This window comes from Halorubrum sp. Ib24 (assembly GCF_002252745.1).
Classification (GTDB): domain Archaea; phylum Halobacteriota; class Halobacteria; order Halobacteriales; family Haloferacaceae; genus Halorubrum.
In genome coordinates, this window is sequence record NZ_NHOX01000005.1 from 14,830 (window position 1) to 33,316 (window position 18,487).

An 18,487-nucleotide genomic window follows, 5' to 3' on the forward strand; every position below is an offset into this window, starting at 1 on the left:
AGCGGAGACGGAGCCGGGGCGTGTGACCGCTACGGGGCCCGTCTCGGCGTCGACGAGCGTCTACTCGGCGCGGCTGGCGAACCTAGTCATCGGCGGAGGGGTCCGACGAAGCCGTTCGTCGGCGATCCCTCGTCACGCCCCGTCGATCAGGTGGGCGTCCTCGCGGTCGAAGCCGACGACGACCTCCCCGGAGAGGGGGTCTCGCGTCCGGAGGACGAGGTCGCGACCGCCCCAGTCGAGGGTGACCCGAGTCGTCTCGCCGAGGAACTCCGCGCTGGCGACCGTCGTCCGAATCCGGTTCTCGCCGCCGTCTATCCGGAGGTACTCCGGACGGACGCAGAAGGCGAGACGGTCGCCGACGGCGACGTCGGCGGCGCCGTCGAGCGCGACGCGGAGCGTCTCGCCCCCGGCGTCGACGGCGGCGGTGCGGGTGACTCCATCGCTCGTCTCGTTTCCGTTGCTCGTCTCGTTTCCGTTGCTCGTCTCGTCTCCGTCCTCCCCGGTGACTCGGTCCTCGACGTCGACGACCCGCCCCGCGAACACGTTGTTGTCGCCGACGAACTCGGCGACGAACCGGGTCGCCGGCTCGCGGTACACCGTCCGCGGGGGCGCGACCTGCTCGGGCGTCCCGCCGCGCATCACCGCGACGCGGTCGGAGATCGCCAGCGCCTCCTCCTGGTCGTGGGTGACGTAGACGGTCGTAATCGAGAGCTCGGACTGGATCCGCCGGACCTGCACCCGGAGCCGCTCGCGGAGCTGCGCGTCGAGCGCGCTCATCGGCTCGTCTAAGAGGAGGAGGTCGGGACCGGGCGCGAGCGCCCGCGCCATCGCGACGCGCTGCTGTTGGCCCCCGGAGAGGCTCTCCGGCTCGCGGTCGGCGGCGTCCGGGAGGTCGACCAGTTCGAGCAGCTCCGCGACGCGCTCGTCGCGGGTGACCCCCTCGGGCGGGTCGGCGAAGTTGAGCCCGTATCCGACGTTCTCGCCGACGGTCATGTGCGGGAACAGCGCGTAGTTCTGGAAGACGACCCCCACGTCGCGGTCCTCGGGCGGCACCCCGGCGACCGACTCGCCGAAGAAGCGGACGGTCCCCGCGGTCGGCTCCTCGAACCCCGCGATCAGCCGGAGGCTCGTCGTCTTCCCGCAGCCGGAGGGGCCGACCAGCGTGAAGAACTCCCCCTCGCGCACCCGGAGGCTCACGTCGTCGACGGCGGCCGTGTCGCCGTAGCGCTTCGTCACGCCGTCGAGTTCGACCGCGGGCGGGGCGTCGACGGACGCGGCGGCAGGCGGGGCATCGGCGGGCTCGGCGGACGCGGCGGCGTCGGTTGCCGCCTCCTCAAAGTCCACGGTGCTCACCCCCGAGTCGCTCGATCACGACGAAGCTGAGCCCGGTGACGACGAGGAGGACGACGCCCATCGCGGTCGCCGGTCCGAGCCGACGCCCGATGAACCGCTCGATCGCGACCGGCATCGTGTACGCGTCCGCGCCGGTCGCGAGCACCACCGTCGCCGTGAACTCGCCGATCGAGACCGCGAACGCGAACGCCGCGCCGGCGACCACCCCGGGCCAGACGAGCGGGAGCTCCACGTCGCGGATCACCCGCGCCCGCGACGCGCCGAGCGCCCGCGCCGACTCGATCAGCGAGCGGTCCAACCCCTCCAGCCCGGGCGCGACCGTCCGGACGACGAAGGGGTAGCCGGCGACCGCGTGCGCGACGACGATGGCGACGGCGCCGGTCGCCGCGATCCGCCACCCGGCGACCTCGACGCCGAAGACGAGTCCCCGGAGGAGTCCGAGGCCGACGACGATTCCGGAGACGGCGAGCGGGGCCATCGCGGCCGCGTCGACCAGCTTCCGCCCGCGGTACCGCCGCGTCGTCAGCACGGCGACGACGACCCCCATCGGGAGGGCCATCAGCGTCGCCGCCGACGCGAACGCGAGCGAGTTGCGGATCGCGGGCCACGGCCGCACCTGAAACGCCGCGCCCGTCCGCTGGCGGTCGACGAGGAACCGGTAGTGCTCCAGCGTGAGCGCGCCGTCGCCCCCCGTGACGCTCGCGAGGACCATCGAGCCGATCGGGGCGAGGAAGAGCACCGCCGCGACGACCGCGTAGGCGGCGAGGCCGACGCGGGGCAGGACCTCCCGCGCGGACGGCGCCGCCGGGAGCAGGGGTCTGCGCGGGAGCGGGCGGGCGCCCCGCGCGTTGACCGTGTTGCGCGCCTCGTAGCGGAGGTACGCGAGCAGCACGCCGAGCGAGATGACCAGTTCCACGATCGCCAGCGCGGCCGCCTCGGCGTAGCTCAGATCGCGGACGAGTCGGTAGACGAACACCTCGACGGTCGCCAGCTGGAAGCCGCCGAGCGCGAGCACGATGGGGAAGGTGCCGAACGTGAACACGAAGGTGAGCGCCGCGCCCGTCAGGACCGCCGGGTACACCTGCGGCGCGACCACGTCGAGGAACGCCCGGGCGGGCCCCGCGCCGAGGCTCCGAGCGGTCTCGACCGCGCGCGCGTCGACCGACTCCCACGCCGCGGTCGTCACCCGGGCGACGAGCGGCGCGTTGTAGAAGGCGTGGGCGATCACGATCGCCTGCAGCGAGAACATGAGGTCGACGGGCGGGAGCCCGAGCGCCGACAGGACGGCGTTCAGGGTCCCGTTGGTGCCGAACGTGGCGACGAAGCCGACCGCTACCATGATCGAGGGGAGGACGAACGGGACGATCGTCAGCGACCGGAGCGTCCGGCGGCCGGGGAACTCGAAGCGCGCGAGCAGGTACGCCGCGGGGAGCCCCAGCGCGACGCTGGCGACCGTCGACAGGGCGGCCTGGTACGCGGTGAAGCCGACGATCCCGAGCCGGCGGTCCGGTCCGAGGAGCGCGCGGGCGACCGCGATCGGGGACTCGCCCGCGAACAGTCGGGCGAGCTCGCCGAAATAGAAGGGGTCGCGCACCAGCTCGGCGAACACCGCGAGCGTGGCGACGCCGTCGACGACGACCGCCTCGATCAGGACCGTCCCGACCGGGTAGTAGAAGGCGACGACGAGCGTGAGGCTCGTCACGACCGCGAGCGCGGTCAGCAGGCGCCCTTCGAGCCGGTCGCGGAGCGACCGGACGCGACGGCGACTCGGGCCGGCGTCGGGGGTCGAGGCCTCTCCGGCGCCGCTGCGGCGGTCGGTCACGCCGGTCTCAGTTCCCGGCGTACTGTCGCTCCCAGGCGTCGATCCACTCACTGACCGAGCCTTGGAGCTCGTCGTACGTGAACGTCACCGGTTCGGCCGGCTCCTGGGCGAGCTCGGCGTAGTCGTCCGGGAGCGTCGCGGTGTCGGTCGCGGGGAAGGCGACGTTGCGCTGGGCGATCTGCCCCTGCACGTCCGGCTCCAGCATGAACGACATGAACTCGCGGGCGAGCGCCGGCTCGTCGGCGTCGGCGAAGACGGCCATCCCCTCGGGGGTCGCGTACGCCTGATCGTTCAAAAAGCGGATCTGGTGTTCCTCCAGGTTCGCTCCCTCCATGTCAGCGAACACCTGGTCGGTCGAGTAGGAGACGACGATCGGTGCCTCGCCGTTGCTCCAGGCGGTGTACGCGTCGTCCCACGAGCCGAGCACGCGGACGTCGTTCGCTTGGAGGTCCGCCCAGTAGTCGAGGTAGTCGTAGTCGGGGTCGCCGTCGCCGCCCTCGACGGCCTCGTCGTCGCCGTCGCTCGCGACGCCGCCGTCGCCGAAGCGGTGGATCGTGTGCAGCAGGAACGAGCGCCCCGTCGAGGAGCCGCCGGGGTTCTGCGCGATGAGCGCCCCGCTGTGCTCGTCGGCGAGCAGCCCGTCGAACGTCTCCGGGGCCTCGACCGCTGTGCCGTCGTAGACGAGGCTCACGTAGCCGGTGTCGAAGGGAACGGCCCGGTCGAACGGGTCGAAGAGGAGCCCGTCGCGGACGTCGCCGAACCCGCCCACCTCGCCCCGCTCGGCGAACAGCCCGTCGTCGAGCTGGTCGTCGACGCGGACGAGGTCCTCGGTCGTGAGACCGACGTAGAGGTCGGCGTCGATGGAGACGCCCGAGGCGGCGCGCTCGACGTAGTAGTTCAGCTCGTTGTCGGGCGTCGCCCACTCCAGCTCGGCGTCGACGCGCGACTCGAACTCCTCTTTGAGCCACTCTCCCGGGCTCACCGAGGGGGCGTCGATGAAACTGGTGTAGGTCGCGACCGTCAGCGTGGGGGTCTCCTCGTCGCCGCCCTCGCCGTCCGATCCGTCGTCGCCGTCGGTCTCGTTCGAGCCGTCCGAGCCGTCCGCCCCGTCGCTCGAGCCGCCGTCGCCCCCGTCGTCGCCCGTCTGCTGCGCGCTACAGCCGGCGAGCGCCAGGGCGCCCGCGGCGCCCCCGAGCGCTAGGAACCGGCGGCGGGTCGGCCGGTCCGTCCCCCGCCGCGTCCGCGACGCGCTCGGTTCGCCGCTGGCGACCGCGTCCCCGTCGCTGACCGCGCCCTCGTCGGTGACCGCGTCCGGACCGGTGGCCGCGTCCGTGTCGTCTGCCATTACTCGGTAGTCACACTCGGTGGTTATAAGGGATCCGTGTCGGTGGCGGGCGGTCGACGAGGCCGTCGACCGCCTCCCTCGGTCCGGCGGTATCTGTTCCGATATTCTCGGCGATACCGATTTATCGGGGCGCGCCTCCGGATCCGTATGAACGACTCGTCCGGAGGCGACCCGAGCGGACGCACGCGCCGTCGACTCCTCGCCGCGGGGGCGAGCGCCACGGCGCTCGGTCTCGCGGGCTGTCTCGGCGCTCGGGAGGGGCCGGTCCCGGAGCCGACCGTGACGAACGAGCGGATCGACGACGGCTGGCGGCTCCTCGACGAGTCGGAGAGCGCGGTCTTCGAGCGGACGTACGGCCCGGCGACCGTGCGCGCGCTCGAACGAACGCTGATCTACGAGTACGTCTCCGTCGCCGAGGCGCTCGACGAGACGTTCGACGCGAGCGGGTCACCGGTGGTCTTCTTCGCGACCCGGATCGACCTTCGGCCCGCCCTCGACGGACTGCCGGCGGGCGTCGGTAGAGGCCGGCTGATGGCGGAAGTGGAGACGGCCGCGGTCGACGCGTTCCGCGCGCGGCTCCGGAGCGCCGGGACGGACGGCCTCGAAGAGGTCGACGAGGGGACCACCACCGTCGTCGGCGGCCACACCGCGACGGCGTGGCGCTTCGCGGGCGAGTTCGCGCTCGACGGGGAGGCGCCCCTCTCGGACGGCTCGACGACCGCGGTCGACGAGGCCGTCGGCGTCACGGCGCGGCTCGCGGTCTGGCACGACGGCACCGACGTCCTCGTGGCCGGCGGCGCGTTCCCCTCCGAGGCGGTCACGGCGGTGATCGGCGACGCCGTCCCCGGGTCGCTCGACGGCGAGACCGTCGTCGAATCGATCGCGGACGCGGAGGCGGCGGCGGCGCTCGCGACCGACCCGGCCGCGTTCGACGAGGAGGTCTCCGTGCTGATCGTCTCGGTGGAGTGAGGCGCGCCGGCGGTCTGAAGCGCGCGGCCGCCGGCGCGACCCTCGCGCCTCGACGGTACCTTCCCCCGTCGCGCCCTGAGGCCCCTCGCCGCCCGAACCGACTCGTTTAATCCGCGCCCGCGACTCCCGACGGGTATGAGCGGCTTTCCCGAGTTCGAGGTGATCCCGGCGGTCGACGTCCAGGACGGCGAGGTGGTCCAGCTGGTCGGCGGCGAGCGCGGCACGGGCAAGCGGTACGGCGACCCGGTCGAGGCCGCCGACCGCTGGATCGAGGCGGGCGCGGAAACGCTCCACCTCGTCGACCTCGACGGCGCGTTCGAGGGCGAGCGCGTCAACGCCGACGCGATCGAGTCGGTCGTCCGGAGCGTCCCGGACGCGGTCGGCCTCCAGTTGGGCGGCGGCATCCGCACGGCGGAGGGCGCGCGCGAGCTCCTGGATATGGGTCTCGACCGCGTCATCCTCGGGACCGCGGCGGTCGAGACGCCCGAGATCGTCGCCGAGATCGACGAGAGCCACCCGGGAAGCGTCGTCGTCAGCCTCGACGCGAAGGGCGGCGAGGTCGTCGTGAGCGGCTGGACCGAGGGGACCGGCCTCGACCCCGCCGAGGCCGCGACGCGCTACGAGGAGCTCGGCGCGGGCGCGATCCTGTTCACGAACGTCGACGTCGAGGGACAGCTAGCGGGGATCGACCGCGAGGCGGTCGAAAGCGTCGTCGACGCGGTCGACGTCCCGGTGATCGCCTCCGGCGGCGTGGCGACCGTCGAGGACGCGGCGGCGCTGAAAGGGGCCGGCGCGGCCGCGGTCGTGGTCGGGACCGCGCTGTACGAGGGGCGGTTCACGCTGCGGGAGGCGCAGGCGGCCGCGGACGACGTCTGAGACGGCGGGTCCCGCGAAGCCGCCCCTCGGTCGGCCGCCGACTACTCCTCCGGACGCTCGCGCTGGACGACCAGCACCGGCCCGAGGAAGCGCTCGGCCACCTGCTCCGACGGCATCCCGAAGACGAACGTCGTGACCGACGGGTCCGTCTCGCCCATCACGACCGCGTCGTGCGACTCGGCCCGGCCCGCGATGGCGTCGAGCGGGGCGTCCGCGTCTTCGACGAGCGTCTCGATCCGGTCGGCCGCGACGCCGCGCTCGACGAGGTCGGCCCGTACCCCGTTCAGGAACGACTCCCCGTCGTCGGGGGACTCGCCCTCGTTGAGGGCGTGATACAGCGTTACGTCGACGCCCGCGTCGGCGAACAGCCCGGCGACGAGCCGGGTGTTCCGCCCGACGCCGACCGTCCCGCGGAGCGCGACGAGCACCGAGTCGACGCGCTCCGCGCTGTTCGGGACCAGCACCGCGAGACACTCGTACTCGTAGATGAGCCGGTCGATCGTGGTCGCCTCGTCGTGAGTGAACACGAGCCGGGTCTCGACGTCGGCGCCGGCCGCGGCGAGCGAGTCGGCGAACTCGTCGAGCTTCGACATCGCCTTCTCGCCGAACTGCTCCCGCGCCTGCTCGGTCGCCGTCTGCTCGGGGATGACGTGATACCCGAGCAGCACGACGCGGGCGTTCGCGAGCAGCTCCGGGACACCGTTCGGGAGCGATTCGCCCTCGAGCAGTTTCAGGGGAACCAGCACCGACGGCCGAACGACGTCGGTCGGCGCGTCCGGCTCCGGCTGCTCTCCGGTCGGCGTTTCAGGCCCCGGCTGTTCTCCGGTCGTCTGTCGGTCCCCGGTCTCGGTCTGTTCCTCGCCGTCCTCGGTGGGTGTGTCGGTCATCTCAGAAGTCTCCTTTGAGTTCGACGTCCGTCGCGTAGTATCGGTACCAGCCGTACGCCGCGATCATAATCGCGGCGCCGACGCCGATCGACGCCGGCTGCATGAACGCGATGAGCGCGAAGCTCGCGAGCCCGCCGACGCCGGCGACGGCGAACCCGGCCGGACAGCGGAACGCCGGGTCGTACCACGACGGCCGTTCCCGCCGGAGCTGGATCAGCGCGACGCAGATCAGCCCGTACATCACGAGGTGGAGGAACGAGGCGACCTCCGCGAGCAGCGCCACCTGCCCCGTCGCGGCCAGGACGACGATCGGACCGCCGGCGAGCCCGAGGGCGACGTGGGGGGTGCCGTACGCGAGGTTGAGCCGGCTCGCCGTCTCGGGGATGATTTCGTCGCGGCTCACCGCGTACACCGCGCGGGAGGCGCTGAGGATCGAGGCGTTCGCGCTGGAGAAGGTCGCCAACAGCCCGGCGACGACGATCGCCAGCGCCCCCGGGAGCCCGACGAACGACCGCGCGACCTCGACCATCGCGGTCTCTCCGAACTCGCCGAGGCGGGCGCTGCCGAACGCGCTCGTCGCGACGAAAATCGTGACGACGTAGAAGACGCCGACGAGGAGCACGGAGCCGACCATCGCCAGCGGCAGGTTCCGGCTCGGCTCCGTGATGTCGCCCGCGACGGTCGCGACCTGCGCGAAGCCGAGGTAGGAGGTGAAGACGAGTGCCGCCGTCTGGAGCACCGGCAGCGTCCCGCCGGGCGGGAAGAAGCGCTCCGGGACGCGCTCGGCGCCGAACACGCCGAGCGCGTCGAGCGAGCCGTAGCTCAAGAAGAGCGTGAGGATGACCAACAGCAGGATCACAATCCCGTTCTGGAGCGCCGCGGTGTTCTCGGTCCCGAAGAGGCTGAGGACGGTGAGACCGACGCCGAACGCGACGCCGAGGGGGACCGCGGGGTCGATCGGGAGCGCGATCCCGGCTTCGAGGAACACCTGTCCCGCGTAGCTGCCGAGCCCGACGAGGTAAAACGCGGCGGCGAACACGAGGCCGAGCCAGAGCCCGAGCCCGACGACCGCGCCGGCGGCGGTCCCCAGTCCGCGCGAGATGAAGAAGTAGCCGCCCCCGCTGCGCGGCATCGCCGTGGCGAGCTCCGACGCCGGCAGCGCGACGAGGAGCGCGATGACCGCTCCGATCGCGAACGAGAGCGACGCCGCCGGACCGGCGTTCTCGGCCGCCAGCCCCGGGAAGACGAAGATCCCCGCGCCGATCATCGTTCCCACGCCGATCGCGAGCCCGCCCACGAGGCCGATGGTCCGTTCGAGCTCCCCTTCCCCGGTGTCGGCGTCGACGACGGCGGCGAGCGTGTCTGGGACCTCGACGCCGGCGCGCGAGGGGCCGGAGCCGTCGGTCGGTCCGGACGCGTCGGGAGGGCCAGAGGCGGCGGACGGGCCGGACGAGTCGGGGGGGTCTGAACTGTCCATGCCGTGCCGAGACGATTCACTGGCGTGACAAATATCCTCCGCCGGTCGGGTGCCGTCGGCCGTCCGCCCACCCGCAACCGACTTACGAATCCGCCGCGACGGGCCGGTATGAGCGATCACGACCGGACGGCCGCCGTCACCCGCGAGACGAGCGAGACGACGATCGAGCTCACCCTCGCGATCGACGGCGACGGCGACAGCGAGATCGACACCGGGATCGGCTTCTACGACCACATGCTGGCGTCGTTCGCCAAACACGGCCTCTTCGACCTCACCGTCAGGTGCGACGGGGACACCGAGATCGACGACCACCACACGGTCGAGGACGTGGCGATCTGCCTCGGCGAGGCGTTCGACGAGGCGCTCGGCGAGAAGCGCGGCATCCGGCGGTACGCCGACCGACGGGTCCCCCTCGACGAGGCGGTCGCGAGCGTCGTCGTCGACGTGGCCGGGCGCCCGTACTACGAGTTCGACGGGGCGTTCTCGCAGGCGTCGATCGGCGGGTTCACCAGCGTCATGGCCGACCACTTCGCGCTGTCGCTGGCGCACAACGCCGGCCTGACGCTCCACGCCGCGGTGGAGCGGGGAGACAACGCCCACCACGAGGTCGAGGCGCTGTTCAAGGCCCTCGCACGGGCGCTCGACGACGCGACGCGGCTCGACGAGCGCCGCAGCGACACGCCGAGCACGAAGGGCGAGCTGTAGCGGAAGCGGCGGGTGGCCGTGGGAGACGAGCGCGGCCCCACGCACCCGGGCCCGTCCGACGGTTTATAATCCGGGTCGGGGACCCACCCCTCCACCAAATGCAAACGAGTTCCTTCCGGGACCCCGCGGCGTCGGCGAGGCGCTCGATCGGAGGGCTCGCCGAGCATGTAGCGCCGCAGGCGGCCGCCGTCGAGGCGGCGGGTCGTCGACGGCGAGACCTCGGTCCGCCGCGGCCCCGACGGCCTCCGGGAAGACACTGATCGGCCGGACTCGCCATGCTGTAGGCGATCGAGCGCGCGGGCAAGGCGCTGTACATCTCCGCTGCGCGCGCGTCGCCAGCGAGAGAAGACCGAGTTTCCGAGCGTTGGAGGACCACGGGCGTCCGGTCGGCGTCTCCACCGGGCAACTACGAAAGTCCGACGGCGAGTGGCTCCGCCACGCGGACTCATCGTCGCCCACCTCGGAGAAGGTCGACTCGCTGATTCCGCAACGGCGCCCCGTGGATCGACGGACATCACCTGCGTCGTGAGCGACCGAGGTCCACCTCGTCGACGACCGAACCGCGGCCCCACCCTCAAGTACTCGCGAAGCTCCGGAAGTGAACCCCGGGTCCCAACGTCCGCGCTTCGGCGACCGTCGGCAACGCCGACGTAAATCGCGACTGCTCGACGCCGGGCTGGTCGAGTCGGACTGGCGCCGATCGACTCCCGGAATGGGCGTCCACTTCGGTAACGCCGTCGATGTCGCCAGACGGGAGCAAGCGGGAGGTCCCGTCCGAGCGCGCGAGACCAGACGCCCGGCTCGGTCGCGACGCCTCGACACCGAGAGGACGGGCGGGGCGGTCCTCGCCTCGTTTGTCACTCCCGCCGCAACCCGAGTCGTCGCCGGAAGCTCACCGACCGTCAACCGGGTCGGCTTCACCGTACGACGAGCGCGACGCTCCGCGAGCTCTGCCGTAGGAGATCCGCGGCGTCTCCGACAACGGACACGTCGGAGGACTCGCCGACGCGTCGTCGCAGGGGTCGCGTTCCCACCCAGCTGGGCTCGGAGCGAGCACCGGTCGCTCGTCGATGGACGCGTTCTCGACCGCCTCATACGTGCATCTCCGCGACGCGACGCTCGCCGCCGGCGGTCAACCCTCCCGCCCGCGGTGATCGTCGCGACTGGCGCCGCTACGACGGGAGTTGGCGGATGAAGCAGCTTTCGACGGCTGGAGGTCCACCAGATGTGCGGGGCGCGCGGGTCCGGCCCGACTCGACCTACGGCGAGGCGGTGCTGCTCGCGACGACGCGGACACGAAGGAGGAGCTGTTCGAGCGGTTACCTCTGTGCCGGACCGAGCCGGTCGCTCGAAGCTCGCCGCCGAGCCCGAAAGCTCCGGACCCACGTGCTCGCCACCGTGCCACGGCTTCGCCTCCACCCCGCGACGGGCTCCTCTCCTTCCTCGACAACACCCTCCTAATCGCACGCAGACGACGACGAGCGGGCGCTCGGGCGTCACCGACACCGTCCTCGACTACCTCGCCGTCAAACGGGCTTCACGACCGCGACTGCGACGGGGGACGGAGAGCCTGACCGCGACCGGCATCGGCCACACCGTTCTCGCGGCTCTACCTCCGACCGATTGAGCGCCGCGAGTGATCGACGGGCTGCGGTCCGGTCCGGGACGCGGACCGGCGCGCGCCGGGGGCGGGACACGGGGAGTTGTCATGACGGCCGAGGCGACGGAGGACGCCGACGAGCCGGGTTCGGGCGTACGCGAGCCGGGAGGACGGCGACCGAGAGCGAGACGTGCGGACGCCGCGGGCGACCGGCGACGGCGACGAGGCCGGAACGCCTCCCAGGTCCCCCCGCTCGCCTATACCACCTCGTCAGCCGCACGCCGACCCATGTACGAGCTCTACTGAGTCGGGGCGAAAGAGAGACGTACCCGAGCTCTGCTACGAGCGCGAGGGCGAAGTTCCTCGGCGACGTGCCCTCCGAGTAGAGGACGTGCCTTCGGGCTGGTCGCGTCGCTGAAGACGCCCGCCTCCATCGAGACTGGGAACGCAGTCGACGAGACCGCATCACGGAGCGGTAGGCGTCGGACCGGGAGACATCCGCGGGAAGGTCGACACCGCCGAGGTGCTGTGCGCTGTGTCCGAGATCCTTCTCTGCGCGCGACGTAGAGAGTCGACGGCGATGTCGTCGTCGCGTCCGCGAGGCCCGCAAGCGGATCGAGTAGCGTCCGCGAGAGGCTGCTCGACTTAGCTGGGGTCGGAACGTCGCCGAGCGCGCCCGCGGCTTGTACGAGGCCGGCGTCGAGACGCGCGCCCGACCTCCGGAGGCCGACAAGGCGGTCGGCTGCGCGCTCCGCGGCCAGCGAGCGCACCGCCGAGCGCATCCTCCTGAACACGCGGGGCGAGGACACGCCGATGACGACCGTGCGTCCGGACAAGTCGGCCCTCGGCGGCGGCGACCGCGGGCTCCGCGAAGCGACGGGGACGGCGACGGCAGCGAGCTGGTGATTTTCAGAGTGAGCAAGGGACGGAAACGACCCCTGATATCCGGGTCTCGACGAGGCCCGTCCGACCCGTCGACCCCGCCCACCGCCTCGTCGGAACGGGTCGCCATCGACGACCTCCACGCCTTCCTCGCGCGCCTCGACGGAATGCGACGAGACGGCGGGTCGTGCAGGCGTTTCGACGCCGACCTCAGTCGTCTCCGAGCTCACTCGCGCCGGGTTCCGCCTCGCCGCCGTGCGATCGCCCGCGGCGAGGCGTCGCTCGCTCGCACCCGGACGTCGAGATCATGCTGTACGCGGCCGGCCGTCGACAGATCGACCGCGCGCTGGCGCTGGGCGTCTCAGAGGCGAACAGCGCCGGTCCGTGCTGGTCGCCGACTCGCGGCCGTGACGGCGCGGACCGACCCGCCGACCTTCGACGGGCAGACCGGCGGTCGGCGGCTGACGGCTCCCCCGCCGCCTGCCGAGTCGATCGGGGAACGAGTGACGAGTTTTACGGCGTCCGACCGCGTGAACTCGCGGGACCGGCGACCCTGGCGACGTCGTCCGCGAACGGGGTGGCGCTGCTTGACGATCGAGAAGTGACGGGAACGCGGGTACCGATTCCATCCCTTCGGCTTCCACTGGAACCGCGGTACGTAGGAGTGTTCGAGTCCAGAGAAGCGAGCGGTCGAGCGGAACGAGGCGATCCACGCGAAACGGACCCCGCAGACGAAGCGGAGGGGGACGCCGCGTTTGGATCGAGGACGGGCGAACCGCGAGAATAGTCCCATGCCTGGATTCGAAACAGGGTCGTTGCCCCAGAAGGCAACAGGATTGGGACACTACCCCAATGGACTTCGCAACCATCGATAGCCTGTGCGTGTTTGTAAGCGTTGCGCGTCGCCGGCCCTCTGTCCACGCTTTCACAGCGGTGGGAAGCCGGGTGCCCTCCTCCGCGGACCGGATCTGTCAGAACGTGCGCATATCGATGCGTTTTACTCGTCCGAATGGCCAACGAAGCTGTATGTACGCGGACGATTCGTCGTCGTCGCCCCCGGAATCGGCGCTACCGCGCTCCTTCTGCGCTCGTTCCCGAACCGGCGCGTGCTCGACCGCGGCGGGACCCTCACGGCTCTCCGGAAACCGAAACGCCGGACGCTCCGAAGACCGACAATCGTACGTCTCGTACAACTGCGCGCGGGCGTCCGGACCGCCCGGCGACGAGCCGCTCGCGGTGTCGGGAAGGCTCGCACGATTCGACCCGATCGCGAGAAGAAGCTTCGAATGGGGTACACGGCGCGCGACGCGCCTGCGACGCCGCTGCTCGCGCTCGACTTCGAGAGGGACTACGACACGCCGCGATCGCCGGGTCGTCGGGAGCTGAGACGGCCGACGGTCGGCGGTCGTCCGGCGCGACGCGCTGCTACGTCGAGGCCGTCCGACGAGCTGACTGATCGTCGCCACCTACGAGACCGACGCCCGAGCAGTACGCCCTCGCGGCGGCGAACGACGAGCGCCGACGCGGGCGCGGCCGCGAGCGAGGTCCTCGGCGCGACTTCGAGCACCCGGTGTGCGCGCGGCCGCGACCGTCGACGACGAACGGCGTGACGCTCGCGCTCGACAACGGCGACCGTAGCGGGCCGCCCGAGGCGGGGGTCCGCCCGACGTCCGGCCACCCTTTTCCGGCTTCCCGACGCTTTTGAACCGCGGCGGCCGACCGCCTCCATGGAGGCCGCGTCACCGCGCCGATTATCATCGACATCGCCACGGCCCGCGACCCGCGGATCTCGCCCGACGGGGACCGGGTCAGCCTTCCCTGCGACCGCAGCGACCGACGACGTAACGTCGGTCGACGGTGTTCTCGTCGTCGGGCGGCGACCTCGCAGGCTCACCCTGGCCAGGCTCCGACGCCGGAGCCGCGCTGGAGCCGTCCCGGCGACAGGATCGCTGTTCGTGACGCGGGGGCGACGATCGACACCCAGCAGCTGTGGGTCCTCCCGGTTCGACCGGCCGGCGAGGCCGCCGGGTCACCGACGTCGTCCGGCCGGTCTCGGAGATGCTGTTCGCCGGACGGGGACCGGATCGCCTTCGTCCAGGTCGGTGCCGCCGAGGACCGCGAAGGAAGGCCGGGACCTGCGGTGCTCGAGGAGTACGAGCCGGACGACACCCCGACCCCGCGCGTGATCGACTCACCGTTACCGCCTCCGGCAGCGCTCTCGACGGGCGGCGGTCGGGCGTGTACGTCGTCGACGCGGAACCGGCGTCGACGCGCGACCGCGGCGGACCCCCCGAGGGCGCGAGCGGGTGACCGACCGCGACGGCCGACTTCGCCGCGCCGAACTGGGGGACGCCGACACGCTCCTACTTCGCCGAGAGGTCCGGCTGACCGACCGGAACGACTCCCCGAATCGGATCCGCGGAACTGATTCGAGACGGGCGACAACCGAGCGCGTCCACACGACACCGGCTGGGCGCCGCGATCGCGGCGCGCGGACGGCGAGTGGACCTGTCACACGCCGAGCGGAGCAGGTGTCGTGAAGCCGTCGACCTCCGCGTCGTCGACCGCGAGACGGGCGACTGACTCGAGCTCAGGAGGATCGGACCGCGGGCTCGGCTACGAGGCCCGCGCCGCAGTGGGGTCCCGACGAACGCGAACGCTTGTAACTTCGCGACCCCGACGAGGGGAAGACGGCGCTGTGGCACTCCGGCCGATCGAGCGCGGCCCCAGCGCCTCCTCCGGCGGGGACCGTCTCCGGGCGACCGTCGGCGGCGACGACGGCGCCGCCCCGGCGAGGGACCGTCGCGGTCGCCGCCAGCGAGTGGGACCACCCGGCGACGTCTTCGGCACGACGCGTGGGCGGCGAGACGCGCCACGCGCTCACGGAGCTGAACGCCGACTACTCGCCGATCGCGCGCATCGGCGAGCCCGGGAGATACGGTTCGGTCGGAGGGGACGGAGATCCAGGGGTGGGTGATGACGCCGCCGGAGTTCGACTCGGACGGCGAGCGGTGACGGGGCGACGGCGAGACGGACGAGGAGTACCCCATCGCGGTCGAGATCCAACGGCGGCACGGTCGAGTGGTCGATCCGCGGGGACGATGTGGCACGAGTTCCAGACGCTCGCGGCCGCGGCTACGTCGTCTCTGGTCGAACCCGCGCGGGTCGACCGGGCTACCGGCGAAGGCGTTCATGCAGGCGATCGAGCGCGACTGGGGCGACGCGACCCTCCTCCGACGTGATGGCCGGCCGTGGAGACGGTCGCGAGCGCCCGTCCGTCGACGAGGACGAACGCCGTGTCACCGCGGCTCCTTCGGCCGGTTCGATGACCGCGTGGGACGTGGGGCAGACCGACTTACTTCCGCGCGGCCGTCTCGCAGCGCGGCGTGTACACCTCACCGCTTTACGCTCGAACCCGACGGCGCGTACAAGCTGCTCCGAGGGCGCTTCGACTACGGTCCCGTTCCGAGGAGCCCGGCTGCTGTGGAGCAGTCCGCCGAACGGCACCGCCGACGGCGGTCCGAGCACCCACGCGTTGATCCACAAGCGAGGACGAACACGCGACGCGATCTGCACGGCGGAGTCTACCACCCGGATCCTCCGGAAGAACGGGTCGACACGCGGATTCGTGCGGTTACGCGCGAGGGACACGAGCTTCTCCGCTCCGGGGAAACGGGCACGTCTCGACTGCCATCGAGGATCGCTCGCTGTTCGACGGCTTACTCCGAGCACACGACGCGCCGCGGGCGTCGACCGTTCCCGACGAGGCGGGGCTAGCGCGGCGGACAGGCGAGGCGGAGGGCCGACGGAGACGAGGCCGACGAGACGGGCGGGCGAGGCCGGCGAAGCGTAGCGCCTCACGACGACCGTCGGAGATCGAACGACTCGATCGCCGCGTGGACGCCTTCGAACTCGTCGAGCGCTCGTGCAGTTCGCTCTTTCGCCTCCGGGACGGGACAGGCGGTGTACTGGTAGACGTAGCCGCCGGAGTCGAGCAGCCCGGCGGCGGCGCTCGACGAGCCCTGTCCCGCAGCGTCGACAGCGAACGGTTCCGTCGAGCCGGTCCCCGTCGAGGGCCTCGGCGAGCTCGGCGACGGTGCCCGGGTGATCGAGCAGGTCAGGTACGTGCGGCTCTCGTGGTTCGAATGCCGAACACGCAAGGAGACACGTGCTCGAAGAGGGGGAGACGTCGCCGACGAGGTCTCGATCTCCGGGGTCGCTCATGGGCGTCGTTCGGCTCGGTCGGGTTAAAGTCGTCATCGGCGACGCGGCGAGGTCGGCGCCCGACTCAGTCGCCGTCGACGCCGGCGTCGGCGCTGGCGTACCATCCGGTCATACAGCCCGCATCTCGTCCTCCTCCGCGTGCGGTGAAGGTTGTCGGCGTGTCGCAGTGATACGTTCCCGTCGTACGGAGCACGACCTCTGCGCCCGCGCCCCTCACATGACGAGGATCCGACGGCCGCGTTGAGGCGTCGATGATCTTCGTCGGCCGACAGCTCGCCGCTCGACTCCGGAGTAACTCGCTCATACGCCTTTCGCGCGTCGTCGAATTAAAACCGTCCGTGCCCGCGCTCGCGAGTCACGTTCATCGTCGAGTCCGGACCGCCCTCCGTCTCGGGGCTCGACGCCCTCGGCGGCGGCCGACCGTCGTTCGTGCGCTTTTCCGTCATCGACGTTGCCAGCGGATCGATCTCGGACTCGTACTCGTCGAGGATCTCGCTTCACATTCGGCCTTCAGCTCGTCGTCGTTGACGTTCACATCGGAAACTCGAACGTCTCGCCGTCCTCCGCCGCGGGCCGACTCTGGTGTTGGCGCTGACGAGCTCGTTTTCGAAGTAGTACGGTGGCCATCATGCTGTCCATTCATTTCCGGTACACCGTGTCCTCCACCTTCCGGAGTCGCCTTGCGGCTCGCCGAGTCGGACCGCGGCGACGTGGCGATCGATTTCGCCCCAGCTCTCCATCGCGCTCTCCGTGTCGTTCTCCTCGACCTTCTCGTAAGATCCGTGAGCTTCTCCGCGCCGGCCGTCTGGAGGTCTTCACCCGCCCGTCCTGGCCGGCCTGTTCGCCCTTCCGCACTCGCGACGGACGCCTGCTCGGCGTCCTTCGCCCGACACGTCCTCGTCGATGAGTCGTGGACTTCGGGCGCCCAGTCGTCTGAACCGTAGAACGCGTCGCGTCGGCGCCCGTTCGCGAAGCGCCAATGCGATTTCGCTCGCCGTGCTTCGACACGTCGCCCCAGTCCCGCGCATCTTGAAGCCGAGATGCCTCTTCCATCGGTGGACCCCCTACGAAAGAACGCGTATAAGTCTCTCCGACTGACGCGAGCCCGCGCAGGTCAGCCGCGCTCCGCGGTCGGACGCTCTCTCGGCCCTATTTGCGTAAGAACCGACGCCGAGCGCGTTCGACGCGGTCTTTGAGGTCGCTGAAGACCCCGCGGACCGACACCCCGGCGGTCGAGGACTCGTCGACCTCGATTCGCTCGCCGGCGAACGGGTCGTGCTTCGACGCGGTCCTCCGGGTCCTTGTCGCCGTTCACCGCGCCCACGGACGGTCCATCGAGCACCGGCCCGCCGCTTCTTTGCTTGATCTCCCGTCGGACATGGTACTATCTACCGATGACTCGTGTTCGACGCGTGTTAAATACCCGTTGTCGGCGCCGCTGTCGCGTTTTCACGCCGCACAAGGTCGGACTCTCGAACCGACCCGACGCGGCCGACGCAGCTTTTCAATCGTCGTAAATGAGATCACATGGGATACCGCGTCGTCGACACGGAGACCGTGGGGCCGAAGCCAGACGCCCCCTGCGAGTGCCGAAGCTCTCCCGAGCCGGGCGGGCTCGACGCGCGGCGATCAACCGCTTCCGAGCCGAGCCGGCGGACAGCTCCCGCCTCGCGTACCACTACCTACGAGACCCAACAGGAGCGTTCTACGTCTCGACGGACGCTCCTCGGTCGAGACCCCGGAGCGGATCTACGAGGTGTCCCGCGGACGACCTGTCGTCGCGACCCGGAGAGCCGCAGCGCGCGTACACCGGCGATCGCCGACGGCCCTGTGAACGTGGCTCCGCGATCGGCGCGCGCCCGCCGACGCGACGCGGTCGCGTAACGATCCGCCGATGAGTGACGCGGACCGGCGGCGACCGCCGGCGACTCCGAGGGACTGCCGGCCGAGATCCGGAGGAGGTCCAAGGACTAGCGACGACGAGTACCTCGACCGCGTCTCAGACCGACCTAATGTACAGCTAGACCTCGATCGGGACGTGGTCGTCCACGGCGAGCGCTTCGAGTTTCGCTGGGAGATGCGGATGCGCAACCAGAACAGTTCTTCCACCCGGCGCTGAGCTACGGGGACCTACGAAATCATGGAGCATTCTTGTTCGCGCGCCGGGTGACGAGCCCGACGGTCGGGAACTGGAGCGGCTCGTCGAGGTCGGCCACCGCGTCGCGCGAGCGGGACACGCCGAAGAGGAGCATTACGGCACCGACGTCACCTTCGTCTCGGTCGCCGATCGGATCCCCGACGAGGTCGCCGCGTCCGTCGCCGACTTCCGGGACAGCACCCTGCTGAA

At 71.2% G+C, this 18,487-nt stretch carries 10 protein-coding genes and 3 pseudogenes; 5 read left to right on the forward strand and 8 right to left on the reverse strand.

Features of this window, described 5'->3' with window-relative positions; translation table 11 throughout:
* Positions 1 to 132 precede the first annotated feature (132 nt).
* The 3 genes from DJ82_RS00760 to DJ82_RS00770 are packed head-to-tail and all read right to left on the reverse strand — an operon-like array spanning position 133 to position 4,520.
* The gene (locus tag DJ82_RS00760) at positions 133 to 1,353 is read right to left on the reverse strand and encodes an ABC transporter ATP-binding protein (RefSeq protein WP_094580831.1); all 1,221 of its coding nucleotides are present in this window, start codon (positions 1,351 to 1,353) and stop codon (positions 133 to 135) included.
* A complete protein-coding gene (locus DJ82_RS00765) occupies positions 1,334 to 3,175 on the reverse strand; it encodes an iron ABC transporter permease (RefSeq protein WP_170938328.1) in 1,842 nt (613 codons plus the stop codon). The genes DJ82_RS00760 and DJ82_RS00765 overlap by 20 nt, the downstream gene beginning before the upstream one ends.
* Positions 3,176 to 3,182: 7 nt before the next feature.
* Positions 3,183 to 4,520: a thiamine ABC transporter substrate binding subunit gene (locus tag DJ82_RS00770; RefSeq protein WP_094523268.1), complete on the reverse strand. Its 1,338-nt coding sequence runs from the start codon at positions 4,518 to 4,520 to the stop codon at positions 3,183 to 3,185.
* A gap of 147 nt (positions 4,521 to 4,667) precedes the next feature.
* Between DJ82_RS00770 and DJ82_RS00775 the strand changes: the two genes are divergently transcribed.
* Together DJ82_RS00775 and hisA are read left to right on the forward strand one after the other, a co-directional pair.
* Positions 4,668 to 5,489, forward strand: a complete 822-nt coding sequence (locus DJ82_RS00775; RefSeq protein ID WP_094580833.1) for a hypothetical protein — start codon at positions 4,668 to 4,670, stop codon at positions 5,487 to 5,489.
* Positions 5,490 to 5,624: 135 nt separating this feature from the next.
* Positions 5,625 to 6,365 (forward strand): 1-(5-phosphoribosyl)-5-[(5-phosphoribosylamino)methylideneamino]imidazole-4-carboxamide isomerase, encoded by a 741-nt coding sequence (gene hisA, locus DJ82_RS00780; RefSeq protein ID WP_094580834.1) that lies wholly within the window; start codon positions 5,625 to 5,627, stop codon positions 6,363 to 6,365.
* A gap of 41 nt (positions 6,366 to 6,406) precedes the next feature.
* On the opposite strand, the gene DJ82_RS00785 is transcribed toward hisA, so the two are convergent.
* Positions 6,407 to 7,252: a universal stress protein gene (locus tag DJ82_RS00785; RefSeq protein WP_094580835.1), complete on the reverse strand. Its 846-nt coding sequence runs from the start codon at positions 7,250 to 7,252 to the stop codon at positions 6,407 to 6,409.
* A 1-nt stretch (position 7,253) separates the two neighbouring features.
* Positions 7,254 to 8,729, reverse strand: a complete 1,476-nt coding sequence (locus tag DJ82_RS00790; protein WP_094523260.1) for an APC family permease — start codon at positions 8,727 to 8,729, stop codon at positions 7,254 to 7,256.
* A gap of 108 nt (positions 8,730 to 8,837) precedes the next feature.
* Here DJ82_RS00790 and hisB point away from each other — a divergent pair, with 108 nt between their 5' ends.
* On the forward strand, positions 8,838 to 9,434 hold the full coding sequence (gene hisB, locus DJ82_RS00795) for an imidazoleglycerol-phosphate dehydratase HisB (RefSeq protein ID WP_094523258.1): 597 nt from the start codon (positions 8,838 to 8,840) through the stop codon (positions 9,432 to 9,434).
* A gap of 3,504 nt (positions 9,435 to 12,938) precedes the next feature.
* Positions 12,939 to 13,621 (forward strand): annotated as a pseudogene (locus DJ82_RS00805) (IMP cyclohydrolase).
* A 2,152-nt stretch (positions 13,622 to 15,773) separates the two neighbouring features.
* Here DJ82_RS00805 and DJ82_RS00810 read toward each other — a convergent pair.
* The 3 genes and pseudogenes from DJ82_RS00810 to DJ82_RS15620 form a co-directional block, all read right to left on the reverse strand.
* A pseudogene (locus tag DJ82_RS00810) lies at positions 15,774 to 16,140 on the reverse strand (helix-turn-helix domain-containing protein).
* A 64-nt stretch (positions 16,141 to 16,204) separates the two neighbouring features.
* Positions 16,205 to 16,444, reverse strand: coding sequence for a hypothetical protein (locus tag DJ82_RS14315; RefSeq protein WP_143420490.1), 240 nt, complete (start codon positions 16,442 to 16,444; stop codon positions 16,205 to 16,207).
* Between the two features lie 138 nt (positions 16,445 to 16,582).
* A complete protein-coding gene (locus DJ82_RS15620; RefSeq protein WP_394338178.1) occupies positions 16,583 to 17,182 on the reverse strand; it encodes a DUF5828 family protein in 600 nt (199 codons plus the stop codon).
* An 856-nt stretch (positions 17,183 to 18,038) separates the two neighbouring features.
* On the opposite strand from DJ82_RS15620, the pseudogene DJ82_RS15090 reads away from it, so the two are divergent.
* Positions 18,039 to 18,487 (forward strand): annotated as a pseudogene (locus tag DJ82_RS15090) (hypothetical protein); the annotation flags it as partial.

Excerpts from the sequence above, each read along its gene's own strand:
- hisA (WP_094580834.1), top strand. The coding sequence starts at position 5,625 with ATGAGCGGCTTTCCCGAGTTCGAGGTGATCCCGGCGGTCGACGTCCAG.
- DJ82_RS00770 (WP_094523268.1), bottom strand. The coding sequence starts at position 4,520 with ATGGCAGACGACACGGACGCGGCCACCGGTCCGGACGCGGTCACCGAC.
- DJ82_RS00790 (WP_094523260.1), bottom strand. The coding sequence starts at position 8,729 with ATGGACAGTTCAGACCCCCCCGACTCGTCCGGCCCGTCCGCCGCCTCT.
- DJ82_RS00785 (WP_094580835.1), bottom strand. The coding sequence starts at position 7,252 with ATGACCGACACACCCACCGAGGACGGCGAGGAACAGACCGAGACCGGG.
- DJ82_RS14315 (WP_143420490.1), bottom strand. The coding sequence starts at position 16,444 with ATGAGCGAGTTACTCCGGAGTCGAGCGGCGAGCTGTCGGCCGACGAAG.
- hisB (WP_094523258.1), top strand. The coding sequence starts at position 8,838 with ATGAGCGATCACGACCGGACGGCCGCCGTCACCCGCGAGACGAGCGAG.
- DJ82_RS00775 (WP_094580833.1), top strand. The coding sequence starts at position 4,668 with ATGAACGACTCGTCCGGAGGCGACCCGAGCGGACGCACGCGCCGTCGA.